We start from the raw sequence: 20,281 nt of genomic DNA, 5'->3' as shown, positions 1-20,281 counted from the left end.
CTACTTCTTAGGTTAAGTTCAGTTATAATTATAGAAAATGAAAGCGCTATTGTAAACTGAAAGTGTTCCACTTTTTGCAATTAATTTAAAATTCAAATAATTACGTCATAGATTTGATTGGTTCAAAGCTTTTACGATGATACGGTGTAATACCAAGTTTATTTAGGCCTTCTAAATGTGCTTTAGTTCCGTAACCCACATTTTTCTCAAATTCATATCCTGGATATTCATCTGCAATCTCTTTCATTAAAGCATCTCTGTACTCTTTTGCCATTATACTTGCTGCAGCAATAGACACACTCTTTGCGTCGCCTTTAATAATAGATGTTTGAGGAATTGTTGTATCTAAAGACATTGCATCTATTAATAAATGATCTGGACGATTTACTAATTGACTCAAAGCTCGATTCATTGCTACTTTAGTTGCATTATATATATTCAATTCATCGATCTCTTCAGGACTAGCTAAACCATAGGCATACTCCAATACCCCATCTTTAAGCTTTTTATTAAGTATTTGTCTTTTACTCGCTGTTACTTTTTTAGAATCATCAAGTCCTAAATAGCGATGCCCTTCATTTAAAATTACTGCACATGCAACAACAGGACCTGCTAGCGGACCACGTCCAACCTCGTCAATACCACAGATTAATGCTTGAGGATTGTTATTCAGCAACTCATTTTCAAATTTATTCATTGTATTGTAATGGTCTAAAATTTCTTGTTCTTTAAAAAGTTGTTTACGACGTCTTGTAATAGCTTGTTGTACCCCTTTACGAGCGTCTTGATTTAATTCATGTTGTTCTAAAACTTTAATTGAGTTAATTTCAGACAATATGTGCTTTGCTTCATTAATTGTTTGTGTCATTATCTAATTCACTCTTCATTTCTGAATATAAGTCAAAACAGTATGTTCCAATTTTGGCATTTCTAACGTCATTAATTATCAGTTCAATAACCGCTTCGTAGTCTACTTCATTGCCTCTTTGTAAAAGTCCACGTCGACGTCCAATTGCATCAAACCATTCTAATATTTCAGCATCTGCAGGTACATCAATCTTATAATGTTGCTTAAAACCTTCTATATCATGGTTAATTAAAAACTGTAAACCATAGATAGCAACTTCATCTAAATGTACAATACTGTCTTTTATTGCGCCTGTTAAACTTAATTTTTTACCAACAATTTCATCTTCAAATTTAGGCCATAAAATTCCAGGTGTATCTAATAATTGTAAAGATTGCCCAACTTTAATCCCCTGTTGTTGTTGGGTTACACCTGGTTTATTACCAGTTTGTGCAATATTTTTACGTGCTAATTTATTTATCAATGTTGATTTACCAACGTTAGGTATGCCAACAATCATTGCTCTAATTGCTCTAGGTTTAAGTCCTTTAGCTTTCTCACGTTCAAATTTTTCTTTTGTTGCTGCTATAGCTGCTGTTTCTACACCTTTTAAATTTTTGCCATGCTTAGCATCTACTGACACAGGATAATATCCTTTATCTATAAAGAAGCGTTCCCATTTCTGCATTTCATTTAAATTGGACATATCTTTTTTATTAAGAATAACTACGCGTGGTTTTTGTTTAATTACTTCATCAATCATTGGGTTACGAGAACTATATGGAATACGTGCATCAACTAATTCAAATACAACATCTACTTTTTTTAATTGTTCTGTTACCTCTCGTTTAGCTTTTGCCATATGTCCTGGATACCATTGAATTGCCATTAATTGTCACCTTACTTTCGATATATTTTAATTCAACCTGTTGATTATAATTGAATTTTTATTTGAGAGCCACTTTTTTTCTAAGTTCATCATTTATTTTATCATTCATTAAATAAAACGATAAAGTACAATAAGTTTATAATGTTAGAAAAGCATAATTACTTTTAATCGCACAATCTATCCCCTACAATTTAAATATACTGTTACAATTATAATCCTATCGCTTAGAGGTAAATTATGAAGAAAATATTAATATATATAGGTATATTCTTAACACTGTCTTTCATAGGACATAGCTATATAATTTTTCGCTTTATTCACGATGGCGTATTATTCACAGGACCCAACGATGGTATCGAACAGATGATACCTATTCAAATGTTTCTATTTGATAAATGGAGCGATGGCAATCTTTTTTATGCTACTGATTTTGGTCTAGGTGGAGATTTTTTTACGGATTTAAGCTATTATTTCTCAACAAACATACTATTTATTGTTAATGTACTATGTATCATTCTATTAAAAACAATTATTCATATAAATACTCAGGGATTACTATTTTGGATGGTAAATGCGCTAGTTATTTCCATTATTAAAGCTGCATTAGCGATGTATTGTACCTATCTCTATAGTAAATTTATTTCACGTAATACTTGGATTAGTATTATTATGGCATTTCTATTTGTTATGTCGCCGCTTTATTATCGCTTTACTGTTTATTGGCCATTCTTTAGTGATGTATTTATTTGGATGCCATTGTTACTATTTTCTATAGAACGCACACTTCAAAAACAAAAATTTGGTCTATTTATTGTCACAATTACACTAATAATGATAAATAATTTCTACTTTGCATATTATCTTTGTCTTATAGGTGCAGGTTACATACTTCTTCGTATAATTTTTAGACACTCTAAAGATATTATTACACGTGGCAAAGCTTTACTATTATTTGCTATCAGTGCCATTTTAGGGTTAGGTAATAGTTTATTTATGTTCTTCCACGGTGTTCAAAGTTTTTTAAATAATCGTCGTGTCCCTTTTTCAGGAACAGTAAATACCTTCGAAAAGCTAGATATTAACACAAATATCTTCTTTGATAATTATTTAATCGTATTGCTATTTCTAACTATTCAAGCATTATTATTTATTAAACTTTATAAACACTTTTATTATCGCTTATTCGCGATTTTAACTTTCGCATTTATTCTATTAAGCTTTGTACCATTTATCGATCAATTGTTTAATGGATTTTCTGCACCACAAAAACGTTGGCATTTTATATTGTCTTTTAATTCAGCAATATTAATTGGTCTATTTCTAAAATATTTTAGGACACTAAAAATCAAATCATATTTAATTAGTAATATTATTGCTGAAATTGTCATTTTCGCTAGTGCTATTACCTATCATAAATTTGTAGCTTGGCTTGTACTTGTACCAATTGTTTCTTTAATAGGGTTACTTATTTTAATTTTAAAAGATAGACGTTATCGCATTAATCTAAGCTATATATTCGGCATTTCTATAATCTTACTCAATTTAATGGTTTCTTTCGTCTTTATTAAAAATCAAATTTATTTTAAAGATCATCAAGAACGAGCTAATACATTTTATATTAATTCAAGTTTATATAGTTCAGACTTACAGCGTTCATTAGTTAATATAATGAAGAATAGTAAACGAGAAGATGAACGTATCGATTGGCGAGTGAATGAGCAAGATAACACACCTATGTACCAACACTTTAAGGGACTAAGTTTATATTCAAGTATCTTCCATCATAATATTCTCGATTACTATTATGATGCACTAAAAATTAATCTTGCCGAGGAGTCACTAAGTCGATATCAATCAATAAATGGTCGACAAAATATAGCGAGTCTTTTCTCAGTACGTTATATGATGCTTAAAGATTATCAGGGAAATTTACCCGCCTATTTTAAAAAGGTTAAAACAAGTGGACAATATTCTATCTATGAAAATACACTTAACTTGCCGAGTGTTAAAGTTACGAAAAATGTTTATAATAATAAATCTTTAAAAAAACCTATAGATCGTGAGCATGCGATGTTAAATGGTGTGATCATGAATAATGCAGGAAAATCTTTCAAACAACCAACATCTAATTTACTATCAAATGTTGATATGCAACAACAAAATATTAAGCGAATTGGAAAAAATCGCTATAAAGTCATTGGTGGCAAAGGTGGTACTATAAAATTACATCTTCCAAAACAAATACGTGATAAATATGATGATTTTTATTTAACAATGAAGATTAAGAGAGGTAATCCAGATAGTAATTACACAGTCGCTATTAATAATTACGCTAATCATCGATTGTTTAATAATTCTACCTATCGAACAGGTGTAGACACTCAACTTTATCGCACTCAACCAGATAAAAATGGTGATATCACTATTACCCTTTCGCCTGATGGTGAATTTTATGTCGATTTACAACAATTAAATGGCGAAAATTATGATACGCTTAAAAAGGCGCATGATAATGCTGATTTTGATACAAGTTATCATGATATTAAAAATGGTATACAAGCCCAACTCAGTCACCATGAGAGTGGTATAGCTTCAATAAACATTCCTTATCGAAAAGGAATGCGTGCGTATGTTGATGGTCAACCTGCAAAAATCCAAAAAGTGAATTATATGATGACCGGTGTTCCAGTCGACAAAAATGCAAAACAAATTGTCATTAAATATCAACCTCCTTACTGGAATACTATGATATTCATTTCATTAATGAGTATGATTCTTAGTGCTGTTTTTGTAAAAATTTTTAATTCAAAAAAACGAAAGATGAGGAAGTAAATTGATTAAAAAAATATGGTCAAAACCCTTATGGACGTTTGGTTTCATTTTCATCATAGCTAATATCGTAACACTAACCATTTATTATCCATTTATCCGGGATTACATAAAAGATGGCGTGGTATTTAGTGGCTCTGGTGATGGTTTTAGACAAATGATGCCGTTCCAATTATATTTATATGAACACTTCACACAATTAAAAGGATTTTATGATCATTCATTTGGACTAGGCGGAGATTATGTTAAAGGGTTAGCCTATTATTATTCCCTTTCACCAATCATGTGGGTCAATTTTATTATTGTATGGATCGGTGAACATATATTCCATTGGCAACCGCAAAACATTCGCTTTTGGCCAACAAATCAATTAATTGTTGCATATGTACGAACAATAATTACTTTTATTTGTGCATTTTATTATTTTAGATACTTAAAGTTAAGTTCTACACCTCTGTTGATAGCAACAATTTTATATGGGGCATCAACAGTAGTGTTATATTACAATTTTACTTGGTCATTTTATGGAGATTTATTAATTATATTGCCATTATCATTATGGGGAATGGAACGTTTCTTTCAACGTAGAAAGATAGGTTTGTTCATCTTTGCAGTGGCAATCACGCTATTTTCAAATTTTTACTTTACTTATTATCAAGCCATTGTGTTAGGTATTTATTTTATATTACGTGTCGTATTCCAATATCGCCATGACATCGTATCTCGTTGGCAAAAATGTTATTTACTAATTATAGGAGCTATGTTTGCGCTCCTATCAAGCATATTAGGTTTTTACACTGGTGTATCATCTTTCCTAAATAATGATCGCCAACAAAATTCTGATTTCAACATCTCTCTATTTACTGATTTAACTAAAAATAATTATTATATATTTTCAAATGGCTTTTATGTAACAATATCACTTATTGCATTGGTAGCTTTATTAACGCCAAAGTTATATAAACACTATTACTATAAAATTTTCGCTATTATAACGTGGTTCTTACTTATTGGTTCATTATCACAGTACTTTGACAGTGCTTTTAATGGATTCTCATTACCACAACGACGTTGGGTTTACTTCTTAGTGTTATCTACAAGTGGACTGATTGCTTTATATATTCATCACTTATCAGAGTTGACTATGAAACAGTTTCTATTTGCAGGTGTGCCCGTATTTATTGCTGGTTTGTGTAGATATATCATAGCTGACAACTTTGTGGATTGGATGGTAATTGCTTTAATTATCATCGTTGTGCTAGGAATATTTATCTATCGCAAATCTTTACTGAAACAACCAATTATTATGTTATCGTTGATAGTGCTATTTTTCGGTCAACAAATTATAATGACACATGATTCAAGACAAAGAACGATAGACCCATATTCAACGACAATCAATACATTGAGCGATCCTTCATACTATAATGATACTATTGCTAAAAAAATTGATTCTATCAAAGAACATCATGATGATCCATTTCATCGTATTGATTATATGTCCGCATATGCATTAAATTCTCCTTTTCTTTATCACTACAATGGTATTTCGCTATACTCAAGCATTTTTGATGGAGGAATTTTGAAATATTATGATAAATTAATGCAAATTAATATGCCCGTTGATAAAAATAGTACGTATCGCTTTTTAGGAAATCGTGCAAACTTAACTGCTTTATGGAATGTTCAAGATCGACTACGTCATCCTGAAGATCAAAATATGACTTACGGTTTTGAAAAGAAATATACGATATTGAATGGTAAAAATACGCTTATCCATTCTAAAAACATGATTGACTATCCATCTGCTCATGTAACTAATCATATATATAATAGTGATGATTTAAAGTCACCTTTAGATCGTGAACAAACTATGTTAAAAGGGATCGTATTAAACGACAATTCAGAAAAAGCAAATACTTCATTTAAACCTAATAAAAATCTTTTAAACGAGTCAAAAATGTTTACAAAAGATGCGACTTGGAAAAATCAAAATCATCTTAAAGTACACAAGGACAATGGTGGGGTTACATTAAAATTACCTGAATCTATCGCTAATCAGTATAAAGATATGTACGTAGAAATGGATGTTGAACTACTTTCGCCTGACAAAGCGCATTCAGTAGGTGTTAATGAATATTCGCAAAATCGAAATGAACTGAGCTACAAATATCGTCGCTTAGTTACACCAGTTACAATGCGTGTTAAAGCGTCTGATAAGCTAAATATTCATCTATCTAAAGGGAATTATCGTTTATCTGTGAAAGGTATTTATGGTGAGGACTACAGCACACTTAAAAAAGCTTCAAAAGAATTAACACCTGTGAAAGTTAAAGATATGAGAAATGGTTATGTCGTCAAGAAACCAAAGAACGCAACAGGCTATGTCATTTTACCAACTGTATATGCAAATGGTATGCATGCGAAAGTCGATGGGAAAGAAGTACCTGTTCACCAAGCTAATGGTATCATGACAGCAATACCAGTTAATAAAGGAGATAAAGTGATTAAACTCACATACACCCCTCCTCACTTCTATCTACTTGCTATTATGAGTTTCATTGGTATTATCGGTAGTATATTATTTAGTTTATGGGTTAAGAAAAAACGCTAAATTAAGATAATTAATAACTTAAACTTTTATTATTTAAAATGTGAATAAAAATAATAAAGCTTCCAATCTCAACTTGAAAGAAGAAGATTGGAAGCTTTATTTGTAAGACAAACGTTGTATCTAACCTCTGTCTTATTATTATACTCAGTTTGCTGATTAACGAATTTCTTGGATTCTAGCAGCTTTACCACGTAAACTACGTAAGTAGTATAATTTAGCACGACGTACTTTACCACGACGTTTAAGTTCGATTTTTTCGATTTTTGGAGTGTGTAATGGGAATGTACGTTCCACACCTACACCTGAAGAAATTTTACGAACTGTGAAAGTTTCAGAAATTCCTCCACCACGACATTTGATTACAACACCTTCGAATACTTGGATACGTTCACGTGAACCCTCTACGATACGTACGTGTACACGTAAAGTATCACCAGTACGGAATGCTGGTAAGTCTGTGCGTAATTGTGATTTTGTAACTGCTTCGATTAACTTATGATTACTCATTGATATACTCTCCTTCAACCTATGTTCTTGCCTAGACATTCATATAGCAGCGGATCATAGTGATAATTAGTGTCTTTTCACACTTGATATATATTAGCATAATACTAATTGTTTTTCAATTGCTTTTTATAGCTTTCTATAAATTTTTCATCGTCTTCTGTTAAAGGATATCGATCAAGTAAGTCCGGTCGCTTATGATAAGTACGGATTAATTTTTGTTCATGTCGCCATTGTTCAATATTTGCATGATTACCTGATAATAATACATCTGGAACGGTCATACCTTCAAATTCTCTTGGACGCGTATATTGAGGAAATTCTAATAGACCATCTGAGAACGAATCATCTTGATGTGATTGTTGATTTCCTAATACACCTGGTATTAATCGCACAATCGCATCTGTCATCGTCATCGCTGGCAATTCTCCTCCAGTTAATACATAATCCCCCATTGAAATTTCATCCGTCACTAGGTGCGTTCTTATACGTTCATCATAACCTTCATAATGTCCACAAATAAATACGATATGCTCAGCTTCGCTTAATTCTTGTGCAATTCCTTGTGAAAAAGGTCTACCTTGAGGACACATTAAAATGACACGCGTTTGATCAGTTCGTTGTAAATCTTTCATAGCATTGAAGACTGGTTCAGGTTTTAGCACCATACCCTGTCCACCACCAAATGGGTAATCATCCACTTGATTATGTTTATTAATGGCGTAATCTCTAAAATTTACAGTATTCACACTAATGATTTCTTTATCCTGTGCCCTTTTTAAAATGGAGTGATTGAGCACGCCATCAAACATCTCAGGAAATAAAGTTAAATAATCAATTTTCATTAATCTAACAACCCTTCCATAGGTGTTATACGAATCGTTTTATTTTCAATATCAATTTCTTTAACTACATCAGCTATATAAGGAATGAGATATTCCTTTTCTCCTTTAACAACCCAAACATCGTTTGCACCTGTTTCAAAAATATTGATAACTCTGCCGATAGGTTGATTGTCATCATCAAATACAGTACTTCCAATGATGTCAGAGTAGTAATATTCATTTTCAGCTAGTTCAATATCTTCATGATCGCGTTCTTGGTACAAATAGTCACCTTTATATTGTTCGACGTCATTAATGTTATTTATTCCCTCAAATTTCAACATATGAAATCCTTTATGAACACGGTAAGATAAGACAGTCAATTGTTCTTCATGATTTTGATGATTTACCGTCAATACTTCACCTGGTTGGAAACGGGTATCGGTAAAATCGGAATTAGATTTCACTTTAACTTCACCTTTAATTCCATGTGTATTTACGATTTGACCAACTTCAACTTGCATATTTGCACCTCATTTAATCCATTAATGTCATTTTGTTTATCATATCATGATTTTTCAGTATTTAAAAAGGCGCCATCAGTTGGCGCCTCTATTACTTTACTTATAAAGTTTAAGCTAATTATTTAGCGTGTTTTTGTTCATCAAAAGTTTTTAAAATACCTTGTTTAGATAAGATATTATGAACTGTATCAGTTGGTTTAGCACCGTCTTTTAACCATTTTAATGCTAATTCTTCATCAATTTTAACTTCTGGAGCATTAACACTAGCTGGGTTGTAAGTACCGATTTGTTCGATAATACGACCATCACGTGGTGAACGTGCGTCTGCTACAACGATACGATAAAATGGATTTCTTTTTGAACCTAAACGAGTTAAACGAATTTTAACTGCCATATATAAAACTCTCCTTTAAATCTTTTACTTTTTATTTTCTACAAGAAATAATATTAACAGTAACTTGATATTTTGTAAAGACTTTTTTCTTTACCTAAAGCCCCACTTCTAAATTTATTTAGTTAGTGGGACTTACGCACTAGCTTTAGCTAGGGTGTTCCTTTTACTAGGTTTTTTTAAAACCGTAGATTTGGTTATGGGAGTGAGATAGAATTCTTTGAATTCGTACCCCACTTTCATTGCTTGTAGAATTTCTTAATGAAATTCTTTGTGTTGGGGCCCCGTCACCCCCGCATAGTTGATTAGGTGCTTGAAATATTTTATTTCAAGTCCAATCAACCACTGCGTTTATGCTTTAGCTAGGCCGAACCTTATTACCTAAATGTTTGGTAGTACATTTATTTTTCAATAAACATCAAAATATCGAACGCTATTTGAGGAGCGTTCGATATTTTCACTTAATTAAAATGGTAAGTTCATACCTTTTAACATATTTTCCATTTGACTACGTTTACCTTTTTTACCTTTTCGGCCAACACCACTGAATTGTTTCATCATTTTCTTCATATCATTAAATTGTTTCATCAAGCGATTCACTTCTTGTAGTGAACGACCGGAACCTTTGGCGATACGTTTTTTTCTAGATACATTTAGTACTGCTGGATTTTCTCTTTCACTTGGTGTCATAGACTGGATAATCGCTTTAATATGGTCAATTTGCTTTTCATCCATATTTAACTTATCCATGCCTTTCATCTTATTCATTCCTGGAATCATTTTCATGATGTCATCAAGTGGGCCAAGGTTTTTAACTTGATCCAATTGTTCAAGGAAATCGTCCAAAGTGAACGTAGAATTACGCATTTTTTGTTCTAAATCTTTAGCTTTTTCTTGGTCAACATCTTGTTGTGCCTTTTCAATAAGACTTAAAACATCTCCCATACCAAGTATACGAGAAGCCATTCGCTCTGGGTGGAACAGTTCAAGTCCATCCATCTTCTCACTCATACCAACAAATTTAATTGGCTTTTGAGTTACTGAACGAATCGATAAAGCAGCACCACCACGAGTGTCCCCATCTAATTTAGTCAACGTAACACAAGAAACATCTAACTGGTCATCAAATGATTGAGCAACGTTAACAGCGTCTTGCCCAGTCATAGCATCTACAACTAACATGATTTCATTAGGTTTAGAAATTTCTTTAACTTCTTGAAGTTCATTCATTAACGCTTCATCAATATGCAAACGACCTGCTGTATCAATGATTACAAAATCTAAATGTTCTTCTTTGGCATGTTTTAATGCATTTTCAACGATTTGTTGAGGTTTAACTTGGTCCCCTTCACTATAAACAGGAACATCAAGTTGTTTACCTACCGTTTGTAATTGATTAATTGCGGCTGGACGATAAATATCCGCTGCAACTAACATTGGCTTTTTATTATATTTTTTACGCATTAATAATGCTAGTTTACCGGCTGTTGTTGTTTTACCTGCGCCTTGTAAGCCAACCATCATAACAACAGTTGGTGGCTTGTTTGCCATTTTAATCGTTGAGTTTTCGCCACCCATTAATTGAGTTAATTCATCTTGTACAATTTTAATGACTTGTTGACCAGGTGTTAATGATTGCATTACATCTGATCCTAAGGCACGATCTGACACTGTCTTAACAAATTCTTTAACTACTTTAAAGTTTACATCGGCTTCTAATAATGCTAATCGTACTTCACGCATCATTGCTTTAATATCCGCTTCAGTAACTTTACCTTTACCACGCATTCTCTGCATCGTAGCTTGCAAACGATCGGATAATCCTTCAAATGCCATATCAATTGCCCTCCTTTATCTCTATTTATTCTAATTCTTCTAATTGATTAATGTATTGTTCTAACTTCTTAGAATCATTTAATGTTTGTTTCATATCGTCATAAATTTTACGACGTTGTTCAAATTTTTCATACAAATTCAATTTAGCTTCATAATCTTCTACTAAATCGCCAGTTCTTCTTATATTATCATAAACTGCTTGTCTACTCACATCAAATGTCTCTGCAATTTCACTTAGTGAATAGTCTCTCAAATAAAACAATTCCAAATAATTTCTTTGTTTTTCAGTTAATAATGTTTGATAAAAATCAAACAAATAATTCATTCGCAAAGTTTTAACTAAATCATTTTTCCCCATTTGGATTATCCTCATTATTAAAATCTAATTCAGCAACTTCATCTGGAATATCTTCATTTTGTTCAATCATATCTGCAAATAAGCCATATACATAACTTTCTGGGTTAAATGGTTGTAAGTCATCAAGTTTCTCACCTAATCCTACATATTTCACAGGTATGTGAAGTTCATTTCTAATCGCAAGTACAATACCACCTTTAGCAGTACCATCTAATTTAGTTAATACTATACCTGATACGTTTGTAACTTCTTTAAATGAACGTGCTTGAGATAATGCGTTTTGACCTGTTGTTGCATCTAAGCATAATAAAGCTTCATGTGGCGCATCTGGTACAGCTCGGCTAATGACACGTTTCATTTTATCCAATTCTTGCATTAAATTAGATTTATTTTGTAAACGTCCTGCAGTATCACAAATTAATATATCGACACCTTTATTTTTAGCGGCATTAATTGCATCATATACAACTGCAGCAGGATCTGAACCCTCACTTTGACGAATTACTTCAACACCTACACGGTCTCCCCAAACTTGTAGTTGATCAATTGCACCAGCTCTAAATGTATCTCCAGCGGCAAGCATTACTTTTTTGCCTTCCATTTTATATCTGTGTGCTAATTTACCGATTGTAGTTGTTTTACCAACACCATTTACGCCAACCATTAAAATGACATTCAAACGGCCGTCTTCAAGATTCATTGCTTCTGATTGGTCATCTTCTTGATGATAGATTTCAACAATCTTTTCAACAATAACTTCACGTAAATCTTCAGTTTCTTGTATATTTCGACGTTGTGCTTCAGTACGTAATTCTTCTGTTAATTGCATCACTGTGTTGAAACCGACATCTGCAGTGATTAACATTTCTTCAAGTGCTTCGAAGAAATCTTCATCTACTGTTCTATAACGTGCGATCAAATTATTAAGTTGTTCTTGGAAGTTCTGACGTGATTTTTCAAGTCCTGCTTTAAATTTAGCACCCATTTTTTGTGCTTCAATTTCTTCAAAATCTTCAATTGAAATTAATCCATCGTCATCAAAGTCCGCTTCACTTAATTTACGTGGTTTTTTCTTCGGTTCTATCTGTGCTTCATCATTGTCATCATGAGTTGCGCTACTCTGATTACCTTCTTCTTCTGATAATTCTTGTTCTATATCTTCAGTAGATTTCGTTGAAAATTTGTCTTTTAATCGTTTAAAGAAACTCATGCTTGTTCCTCCTTCATAACCTCATCAATTGTATTTAAGTTGACACTTACTAATTTTGAAACACCTGACTCTTGCATCGTCACACCATATAAACGGTCTGAATATTCCATAGTTCCTTTTCGATGTGTAATAACAATAAATTGAGTTTGAATAGATAATTCTTTTAAAAATTGAGCGTATCGAATTACATTCGCTTCATCGAGTGCAGCCTCTACTTCATCTAGTATAACAAATGGAGCAGATCTTACTTTCAAGATAGCAAATAGTAGTGCAATAGCACTTAATGCACGCTCACCACCACTTAATAAAGATAAGTGTTGCAATTTCTTACCAGGTGGTTGAACAATAATATCGACACCAGCTGATAAATAATCATCATCTGTTAACTCTAATTTAGCATGTCCACCTCCAAATAACGACTGAAATACTGTCGTAAAATGAGATTGCACTTGTAAAAACGTTTCTTTAAAACGACCTTTCACTTCTTGGTCCATCTCACTTATAATTTGTTCAAGTGTTTGTTTCGCTTCACGCAAGTCTGTACGTTGTTCATCTAGGAAAGTATAACGCTCATTTAATTCTTCAAATTGCTCAATAGCATTAATATTTACTGGCCCTAGTTCTTCAATTGACATTTTAGTTAGTTTGACTTTCTTTCTCAGCGCATCAATTGGCGTTTCTGAAGAGAATTCACTTCTAGCCCGCTCAACAGTTAGTTGATATTCATCATTCAAATGATCAATTGCATGGTTAATCAATACATCTAATTTCGATTGTTGTGCTTTTATATCTTGATAAAAACTTTCAATTGACAATAAATCTTGATGACATTCTTGCAATGTAGCTTCATGTGACTCAACATCTTCATTGACATCAATACGTTCTTTTTTCAATTGTTTTAACTGATCAGTGATGGATTGTCGGTCATTTTCTTTAGATTTTATCTGTTGTTGTAATTTTTCAAATGCTTGTTCCCCCATCATTTCGTCAGAATTGAAGAGTTTAATTTTATCGTCAACATTTGTTAATTGTTTGTTAATCGTCTCTATCTGTTTATCTGTACGTTCTAATGACGCTTTTTGAGCATTTATTCGTTCTTTAATTACAGCTAAGTCAGAGCGTTTTTGGTTTAATTGTTGTTGCACTTGAGTGGTATTCTCTTTACCTTCTTTAGATAATTGAGTATAACGTTCAATATCTGTTTCAAGTTGTTTTAACTTACCTTGAATAATAGTTAATCGCTCTTGTTTTTCAGTTAAAGTAATGCGACTATTTTCACTTTGGTAGCCATCATTTTTCTCGAATTCAAATTCCTCATGTTCATCTTTAATGTGCGCTTCTTGTGTTTTAAGTCGATCAAATTCTAACGCTTCGTTATGAGATTGTTCTTTTACTTCGTTATATTGCTGACTCATTTTAAAATAAGTTTCGCTGAGATGTTCAACTTCATTTTTTTGTTTTTGTAACTGTTTCTCGAAATCTTGTGTTTGCGATTCATAATCTTTTAATTGATTACGCATAGTTGTCAGTTCATCTTTTTGTGAAAGAATACTCTTCGTCTTGCGCGCACCACCACCGGTCATAGAACCACCAGGATTAACAATATCTCCTTCTAAAGTTACAATGCGTGTTTTATATTGGATAGCTCTTGCCAGTTCATTAGCATGTTTCAAATTGTCTACGATAATAGTAGTACCTATTAAATTTTCAACTACAGCTTGATATTGTGAATTAACTTTAATCGCATCTGAAGCTACATTGATAAATCCATTTGTATTTTCAGCGATGTGCCTAATATTATTAGATAATTGTCTAGATTTTATAACATTTAATGGTAAGAATGTGGCTCTACCAAGACCCTTTTGTTTTAAAAATTGTATTGCCTGGCGTCCATCTTTTTCAGTATCAACTATGATATGTTGTAATGAAGCACCTAATGCGGTCTCAATCGCTTGAGTCAATTCAGATGGCACATTTATCACTTCTGCAACAGCACCATGAATACCTTGTAGGTTATCATTTTTAGCTTTTAACACATGTTTAACACCATTAAAGAAATAAGTATAATCCTCTTCTTGAGTTTCTAAACTCTCTATTCTAGCTCTCATTTTATCAGTGTATCGATAAGCCTGATAAAGTTTATCTTCATATTCAGTTTGAGTTTGTTTAGCTTTTGATAACTGCTGTTCTAGTTGACTTATTTGAGTCTCAATATCGCTCAATTGTTTAACAGTAGCTTGATGGTTGCGTTTTGTATTAGAAATTTCACTTTGCAACGCTTTAAGTTGATTGAACGCTTCAACCAAGCGAGAATCTAAGCGTGATTTTTTCGCTTCATTCTCTTTAATCGTATGCTCTAAAAAGCGAATATCATTATTTACATCTGATTGTTCAGACATTAATTCATAGTATTCATTTTTGATTGATTCCAATTTTTCGTCATGTTGTTCATCAGAAACATACAGTTGTGATTCTAATTGATGAATACTATTATTCAACTCTTTTTGTTTTTCTTTTAAAGTAGTAATTTGTTGAGTAATATCAGCTTTTTCATTTTGAGCTTTTTTTAATTCTTGATGTAAATTATCTAACTCTTCTTCAAAACGAGCATTCGTTTCTGATTGATTTCGTTTTCTTTCTTCTAAAACATTCAATCGACCTGTGAACTTTTCATATTCTTCAGTAGCTTTGATTAAATTATAGTTTAATTGTTCAATGTCATTATCAATTTGTTGACGTTGAGACTTTTGCTTTTGAATATATTTATTAATCTGAGCTTGTTTTGCTTCTTTATCCGCTTGTTGGCTTTTTAAATCATTTAATTTTTGATCCAGTTGACGATTATCCTCTGAATATTGGTCGATATCATGTACAGTAACAATAACATCACTTTGTTTCATCTCTTCAGATAATTTTAAATACTCTTTTGCAATTGATGCTTCAGCTTTTAATGGTTCAACGCGTCCTTCTAAATCATATAAAATATCTTCTACGCGCGTAAGATTATCTTCAGTGTGGTCTAACTTTTGTAATGATTCAGCTTTTCGCTTCTTATATTTTAATACACCAGCTGATTCTTCAAGTATTTGTCGTCTATCAATAGGTTTAGCATTTAAAATTTCATCTACTCTACCTTGAGATATAATACTAAATGCTTCTTTTCCTAAACCAGAATCCAGGAATAGTTCAGTGATATCCCTTAAACGCGCTTTATCATTATTAAGATAGTATTCGCTCTCACCACTACGATATAAACGACGTGTCACGACGATATCATCTGAATCAACTTGTAACTTTCTAGCTTTATTGTCAAGTTTCAATTGTACTTCTGCATAATTCTGAGCGTTTCGATGTTCTGCTCCTGAAAAAATAATATCTTCCATTTTAGAGCCACGTAATGATTTGGCGGACTGTTCACCTAATACCCATTTAATGGCATCAGTGATATTACTTTTTCCGCTACCATTAGGCCCAACAATTGCAGTTACACCCTTGTCAAATTGAACATCTGTGTGATCTGCAAATGATTTAAAACCTATGGCATCAATTGATTTTAAATACACCATACTATTCTCCTTGTTAATCATTCCACTCATTCTAGTTGAGAGGAGGACAATATTTTACCGTTTAATGGTTTTCTTTAATATATGTTAAAGATTATTATTGCTTTTTAATTTTGAATAAGCGCTCTCTGCCGCTTTTTGTTCTGATTCTTTTTTAGTTTTACCTTGACCTGTTGCTACTGCTTCATTCTCTAAAATGACTTCCGACGTAAACAATCGATGATGCGCTGGACCTTCTTCTTTAATTAAACGATAAGTCACATCTCCACGATTTTGACTATGAACATACTCTTGAAATTGTGTTTTAAAATCAACAACACCAACCAATTCATCATCCTCAACATATGGAAAAATCACTTTCTCAGCAAATTGCCAAACTACATCTAATCCTTGATCAAGATATAAAGCCCCGACAAAAGCTTCAAAGGCATCGGACACTAATGAAGGGCGTGTTCTCCCACCCGTTTTTTCTTCACCTTTACCTAATAAGATAAGTTGATTTAACTCGATTTTGTTAGCAAATATTACAAGTGAGGGCTCACATACAATTGTTGCACGCATTTTTGTTAAATTACCTTCTGGTAGATCCTGATGTTTATCAAAAAGGTAGCGTGATACCGTCAATTCTAATACCGCATCGCCTAGAAATTCGAGTCGCTCATTATGCGCCAAACGATCCATATTAAAGTCATTGATAAAACTTGAATGAGAGAAAGCTTGTTGATACAAGTCAATATTTGAATATGTAAATCCCAACTCATTCATTTTCTTCGCAAACTGTTGTTGAAAGTCATTAACCATTTCTATTTTTTTTGGATTAGTCACATTAGAACCTCCCATATGTTTATTCTTTGTTTGATTCTTAAGAAAAAATCTGAGCCATCTTGTAGACGACTCAGATGTAAGTTTTTATTTTTCAAGACTATTGATGTATTTAACTGCATCACCAACAGTATTGATTTTTTCAGCTTCTTCATCAGGAATTTCAGTACCAAATTCATCTTCTAATTCCATCACTAATTCAGCGATATCAAGTGAGTCAGCGCCTAAATCATCTTTGAAAGATGCGTCTTCAGTTACTTTATCAGCATCTACACCTAAACGGTCAACGATGATATCTTTTACTTTATCGAAGTTTTCCACGTCGATTCACCTCCTTTAAAAGTGTCTATCCATAGACTACTATATTTTCCCATTTTAATGGGTAAAATACAAGCATTTCTTAAACACTGATAATAAAATTCAAGTACTTCAATTACATGTACATGCCACCATTGACATGGATTGTTTGGCCAGTAATATATTTTGCTCTATCAGATGCTAAAAATGCTACTGTATTCGCTATATCTGTATCTTCACCAAATCGAGATAAAGGTATTTGTTCTAACATTTGTGATTTTAAATCATCACTCAGTGCGTCTGTCATATCTGAAACAATGAAACCAGGTGCTACCGCATTGACTGTAATACCACGTGATGCAAGTTCACGTGCGCTTGATTTCGTTAAACCTTCTATACCTGCTTTAGTAGCAACATAGTTAGCTTGTCCTGGATTACCCATGGCACCTACAATACTTGATAAGTTAATGATTGCACCACCACGTTGACGAAGCATTTGAGGTGTAGCTTTTTGAATGCAATTAAATGTACCTTTAAGGTTAGTATTGATAACATCATCCCATTCATGTTCTTTCATGCGCATTAATAAGTTATCACGAGTGATACCAGCGTTATTCACAAGTACATCTAACGAACCAAATTGACTAACGACTTCTTTAATCATAGCTTTAACTTCGTCACCTTCAGCTACATTTGCTTGAATCGCAAAACTTTCAACACCTTTAGCTTTAATTTCAGAAACAACTGCTTCAGCTTTTTCTTTATTACCTGCATAGTTTACGGCTACATTGAAACCATCTTCAGCCAATTGTAATGCGATACTACGACCTATACCTCTTGAAGCACCAGTCACTAATGCATTTTTATTCGTCATGATTATTCCATCCTTTCACATCTTCTAATGTTTGAATTGATGTCAATTTAACATCGCGATTTATTTTCTTAATTAAACCAGATAAGACCTTACCAGGACCAATTTCTATAAAATGATCTACACCTTGCGCAATTAACCATTCTGCTGATTCGATAAATTCAACAGGTGAATATAATTGTTTAATCATATTGGACTTAATTGTTGCTGCATCAGTTTCACCCTGTGCATTAACATTTTGAACAATCGGGAACGATGCATCATGCCACTCAAATTGATTAATGAAAGACTCAAAGTCTTTTTCAATTACTTGCATCATTGAAGAATGAAAAGGTCCAGAAACCGCTAAAGGTAAGACACGTTTAGCACCTAACGATTTACCTTCTTCAACAAATTTATCAATAAGTGATTTGTGACCTGACACTACAATTTGGCCTGGACAATTAATGTTTGCTGGTTCGACCAATTCATCATTTGTAGATAATTCTTTACAAATTCGGTCTACTTCTTCATAACTCAAACCTAATACTGCTGCCATACTACCAACACCATTTGGAAAAGCTTGAGCCATTAATTGACCACGTTTGCGAACAATCTTAACTGCATCTTCAAATTTTAATACTCCTGCAGCAACTAAACTAGAATATTCACCTAAGCTGTGTCCCATAGTATAATCAGCATTAATATTATCTAATGCACTATATAACGCTATACTATGCGTCAATAAAGCTGGTTGTGTATGTTCAGTTTCACCTAGTTTGTTCTCATTATCTGTAAACATCGTTTCCAATAAATCAAAGTCCATTGCTTCTTGAGCTGTATTTAGAATATTTGTCGCTTTCGCATCCTCATTAAACAAATCACTTGCCATGCCAACTTTTTGTGCACCTTGACCTGGGAAAATAATTGCTACCTTACTCATCCTTACCACCTACCGTCTCTCTCATAATATCGACAATCTTTTCATCGCCAGCAATTTTAGCTTGTCGAATTGCAGAATAAAACGCGCGAGCATTAGATCCACCATGCGCTTTAACAACCGTTCCGTCAAGACCTAATAATACTGATCCACCGTATTCTGCATAATCCATCTTCTTAGTAAATGTATCTAAGTCTTTTTTTAATACTAAAGCTGCTAGTTTGTTTTTTAAACTTCCTAAAAATGTTTCTTTCAACATTTTACCTATTGATTTTGCAGTACCTTCAATATTTTTAAGTACCATGTTACCCGTATATCCATCAGTTACCACTACATCAGTATTACCTTCCATTAACGTTTTAGCTTCAATATTACCATCAAAGTTAAAGCTTTGATCGTCTTTAAGTAGTTGGTAAGATTTCTTAGTCAATGTATTACCTTTAGCTGGTTCTGTACCGATATTCAATAATGATACTTTAGGATTTTGAATGCCACGTATTTTTTTAGCATAAATATTACCAAGTTGTGCATATTGCAATAAATGTTCAGGTTTCGCATCTGCATTGGCACCCACATCTAAAAATACAAATCCTTTACCATCAATTGTTGGTAAAGTGACTACAAGTGCTGGTCTTGCCACGCCTTTAATACGACCAACAATGAATAAACCTGCTGACATAAGCGCTCCGGTATTACCTGCAGACACACATCCATCCGCTTCACCTTTTTTCACTGCTTCTGCCATTCTTACCATTGAACTGTCTTTCTTACGTTTAATAGCTCTAACAGGTTCGTCTTCCATTTCTATTTTCTCAGAACAATGTCTAAATTCTATACGTTCATGATTGAGTGTGTATTGATTTTTATCACCAAATAAAATAATCTCTAAATCTTTAAAATCATTAACTGCTTTCTCAACCGCTTCTAAGACGATACCGGGTGCGTCATCTCCACCCATCATATCAATAGCAATTTTAACCATG

At 32.8% G+C, this 20,281-nt stretch carries 17 protein-coding genes; 2 read left to right on the top strand and 15 right to left on the bottom strand.

What is annotated here, in order from left to right; genetic code table 11:
* Positions 1-100 precede the first annotated feature (100 nt).
* Together SBL16_RS10820 and ylqF are read right to left on the bottom strand one after the other, a co-directional pair.
* Entirely contained in the window at positions 101-868 is a 768-nt protein-coding gene (locus tag SBL16_RS10820) for a ribonuclease HII (protein ID WP_053017079.1), read from the bottom strand.
* Positions 852-1,736, bottom strand: a complete 885-nt coding sequence (ylqF, locus tag SBL16_RS10815; protein ID WP_107611438.1) for a ribosome biogenesis GTPase YlqF — start codon at positions 1,734-1,736, stop codon at positions 852-854. The genes SBL16_RS10820 and ylqF overlap by 17 nt, the downstream gene beginning before the upstream one ends.
* A 237-nt stretch (positions 1,737-1,973) precedes the next feature.
* Here ylqF and SBL16_RS10810 point away from each other — a divergent pair, with 237 nt between their 5' ends.
* Together SBL16_RS10810 and SBL16_RS10805 are read left to right on the top strand one after the other, a co-directional pair.
* Positions 1,974-4,568 carry a YfhO family protein gene (locus SBL16_RS10810; protein WP_107611437.1) on the top strand — a complete coding sequence of 865 codons (2,595 nt, stop codon included), beginning with the start codon at positions 1,974-1,976 and terminating at the stop codon, positions 4,566-4,568.
* A 1-nt stretch (position 4,569) separates the two neighbouring features.
* Positions 4,570-7,179, top strand: coding sequence for a YfhO family protein (locus SBL16_RS10805; RefSeq protein ID WP_107638618.1), 2,610 nt, complete (start codon positions 4,570-4,572; stop codon positions 7,177-7,179).
* A 156-nt stretch (positions 7,180-7,335) separates the two neighbouring features.
* On the opposite strand, the gene rplS is transcribed toward SBL16_RS10805, so the two are convergent.
* The 13 genes from rplS to plsX form a co-directional block, all read right to left on the bottom strand.
* The gene (gene rplS / locus SBL16_RS10800) at positions 7,336-7,686 is read right to left on the bottom strand and encodes a 50S ribosomal protein L19 (protein ID WP_317954051.1); all 351 of its coding nucleotides are present in this window, start codon (positions 7,684-7,686) and stop codon (positions 7,336-7,338) included.
* A 104-nt stretch (positions 7,687-7,790) separates the two neighbouring features.
* Positions 7,791-8,528 carry a tRNA (guanosine(37)-N1)-methyltransferase TrmD gene (gene trmD, locus SBL16_RS10795; RefSeq protein WP_107611435.1) on the bottom strand — a complete coding sequence of 246 codons (738 nt, stop codon included), beginning with the start codon at positions 8,526-8,528 and terminating at the stop codon, positions 7,791-7,793.
* Positions 8,528-9,031 (bottom strand): ribosome maturation factor RimM, encoded by a 504-nt coding sequence (gene rimM, locus SBL16_RS10790; protein WP_107611434.1) that lies wholly within the window; start codon positions 9,029-9,031, stop codon positions 8,528-8,530. Before rimM ends, trmD begins: the two co-directional genes overlap by 1 nt.
* Before the next feature lie 118 nt (positions 9,032-9,149).
* Entirely contained in the window at positions 9,150-9,425 is a 276-nt protein-coding gene (gene rpsP / locus SBL16_RS10785) for a 30S ribosomal protein S16 (protein ID WP_011275962.1), read from the bottom strand.
* Between the two features lie 462 nt (positions 9,426-9,887).
* A complete protein-coding gene (ffh, locus tag SBL16_RS10780; RefSeq protein ID WP_107611433.1) occupies positions 9,888-11,258 on the bottom strand; it encodes a signal recognition particle protein in 1,371 nt (456 codons plus the stop codon).
* Between the two features lie 25 nt (positions 11,259-11,283).
* Entirely contained in the window at positions 11,284-11,616 is a 333-nt protein-coding gene (locus SBL16_RS10775) for a putative DNA-binding protein (RefSeq protein ID WP_037537868.1), read from the bottom strand.
* Positions 11,603-12,826 (bottom strand): signal recognition particle-docking protein FtsY, encoded by a 1,224-nt coding sequence (gene ftsY / locus SBL16_RS10770; RefSeq protein WP_037557992.1) that lies wholly within the window; start codon positions 12,824-12,826, stop codon positions 11,603-11,605. Before ftsY ends, SBL16_RS10775 begins: the two co-directional genes overlap by 14 nt.
* A complete protein-coding gene (smc, locus tag SBL16_RS10765; protein WP_107611432.1) occupies positions 12,823-16,392 on the bottom strand; it encodes a chromosome segregation protein SMC in 3,570 nt (1,189 codons plus the stop codon). Before smc ends, ftsY begins: the two co-directional genes overlap by 4 nt.
* Positions 16,393-16,476: 84 nt before the next feature.
* On the bottom strand, positions 16,477-17,229 hold the full coding sequence (rnc, locus tag SBL16_RS10760) for a ribonuclease III (RefSeq protein ID WP_390897054.1): 753 nt from the start codon (positions 17,227-17,229) through the stop codon (positions 16,477-16,479).
* Between the two features lie 69 nt (positions 17,230-17,298).
* On the bottom strand, positions 17,299-17,532 hold the full coding sequence (locus SBL16_RS10755) for an acyl carrier protein (protein WP_001830184.1): 234 nt from the start codon (positions 17,530-17,532) through the stop codon (positions 17,299-17,301).
* Positions 17,533-17,644: 112 nt separating this feature from the next.
* A complete protein-coding gene (fabG, locus tag SBL16_RS10750) occupies positions 17,645-18,382 on the bottom strand; it encodes a 3-oxoacyl-[acyl-carrier-protein] reductase (protein WP_011275968.1) in 738 nt (245 codons plus the stop codon).
* Complete coding sequence (gene fabD / locus SBL16_RS10745) at positions 18,372-19,301, bottom strand: ACP S-malonyltransferase (RefSeq protein WP_107611430.1); 930 nt, start codon at positions 19,299-19,301, stop codon at positions 18,372-18,374. Before fabD ends, fabG begins: the two co-directional genes overlap by 11 nt.
* Positions 19,294-20,280, bottom strand: coding sequence for a phosphate acyltransferase PlsX (gene plsX, locus SBL16_RS10740; RefSeq protein WP_107611429.1), 987 nt, complete (start codon positions 20,278-20,280; stop codon positions 19,294-19,296). Before plsX ends, fabD begins: the two co-directional genes overlap by 8 nt.
* Position 20,281: the final 1 nt, after the last annotated feature.

Source organism: Staphylococcus sp. NWU MK-U1 (genome assembly GCF_033283505.1).
Classification (GTDB): domain Bacteria; phylum Bacillota; class Bacilli; order Staphylococcales; family Staphylococcaceae; genus Staphylococcus; species Staphylococcus haemolyticus.
This window is presented reverse-complemented; position numbering and strand designations above follow the sequence as displayed.

What these genes read in the sequence shown, in the direction of transcription:
- SBL16_RS10820 (WP_053017079.1), bottom strand. Translation starts at nt 868, where the DNA reads ATGACACAAACAATTAATGAAGCAAAGCACATATTGTCTGAAATTAAC.
- ylqF (WP_107611438.1), bottom strand. Translation starts at nt 1,736, where the DNA reads ATGGCAATTCAATGGTATCCAGGACATATGGCAAAAGCTAAACGAGAG.
- SBL16_RS10810 (WP_107611437.1), top strand. Translation starts at nt 1,974, where the DNA reads ATGAAGAAAATATTAATATATATAGGTATATTCTTAACACTGTCTTTC.
- rplS (WP_317954051.1), bottom strand. Translation starts at nt 7,686, where the DNA reads ATGAGTAATCATAAGTTAATCGAAGCAGTTACAAAATCACAATTACGC.
- trmD (WP_107611435.1), bottom strand. Translation starts at nt 8,528, where the DNA reads ATGAAAATTGATTATTTAACTTTATTTCCTGAGATGTTTGATGGCGTG.
- rimM (WP_107611434.1), bottom strand. Translation starts at nt 9,031, where the DNA reads ATGCAAGTTGAAGTTGGTCAAATCGTAAATACACATGGAATTAAAGGT.
- rpsP (WP_011275962.1), bottom strand. Translation starts at nt 9,425, where the DNA reads ATGGCAGTTAAAATTCGTTTAACTCGTTTAGGTTCAAAAAGAAATCCA.
- ffh (WP_107611433.1), bottom strand. Translation starts at nt 11,258, where the DNA reads ATGGCATTTGAAGGATTATCCGATCGTTTGCAAGCTACGATGCAGAGA.
- SBL16_RS10775 (WP_037537868.1), bottom strand. Translation starts at nt 11,616, where the DNA reads ATGGGGAAAAATGATTTAGTTAAAACTTTGCGAATGAATTATTTGTTT.
- ftsY (WP_037557992.1), bottom strand. Translation starts at nt 12,826, where the DNA reads ATGAGTTTCTTTAAACGATTAAAAGACAAATTTTCAACGAAATCTACT.
- smc (WP_107611432.1), bottom strand. Translation starts at nt 16,392, where the DNA reads ATGGTGTATTTAAAATCAATTGATGCCATAGGTTTTAAATCATTTGCA.
- rnc (WP_390897054.1), bottom strand. Translation starts at nt 17,229, where the DNA reads ATGGGAGGTTCTAATGTGACTAATCCAAAAAAAATAGAAATGGTTAAT.
- fabG (WP_011275968.1), bottom strand. Translation starts at nt 18,382, where the DNA reads ATGACGAATAAAAATGCATTAGTGACTGGTGCTTCAAGAGGTATAGGT.
- fabD (WP_107611430.1), bottom strand. Translation starts at nt 19,301, where the DNA reads ATGAGTAAGGTAGCAATTATTTTCCCAGGTCAAGGTGCACAAAAAGTT.
- plsX (WP_107611429.1), bottom strand. Translation starts at nt 20,280, where the DNA reads ATGGTTAAAATTGCTATTGATATGATGGGTGGAGATGACGCACCCGGT.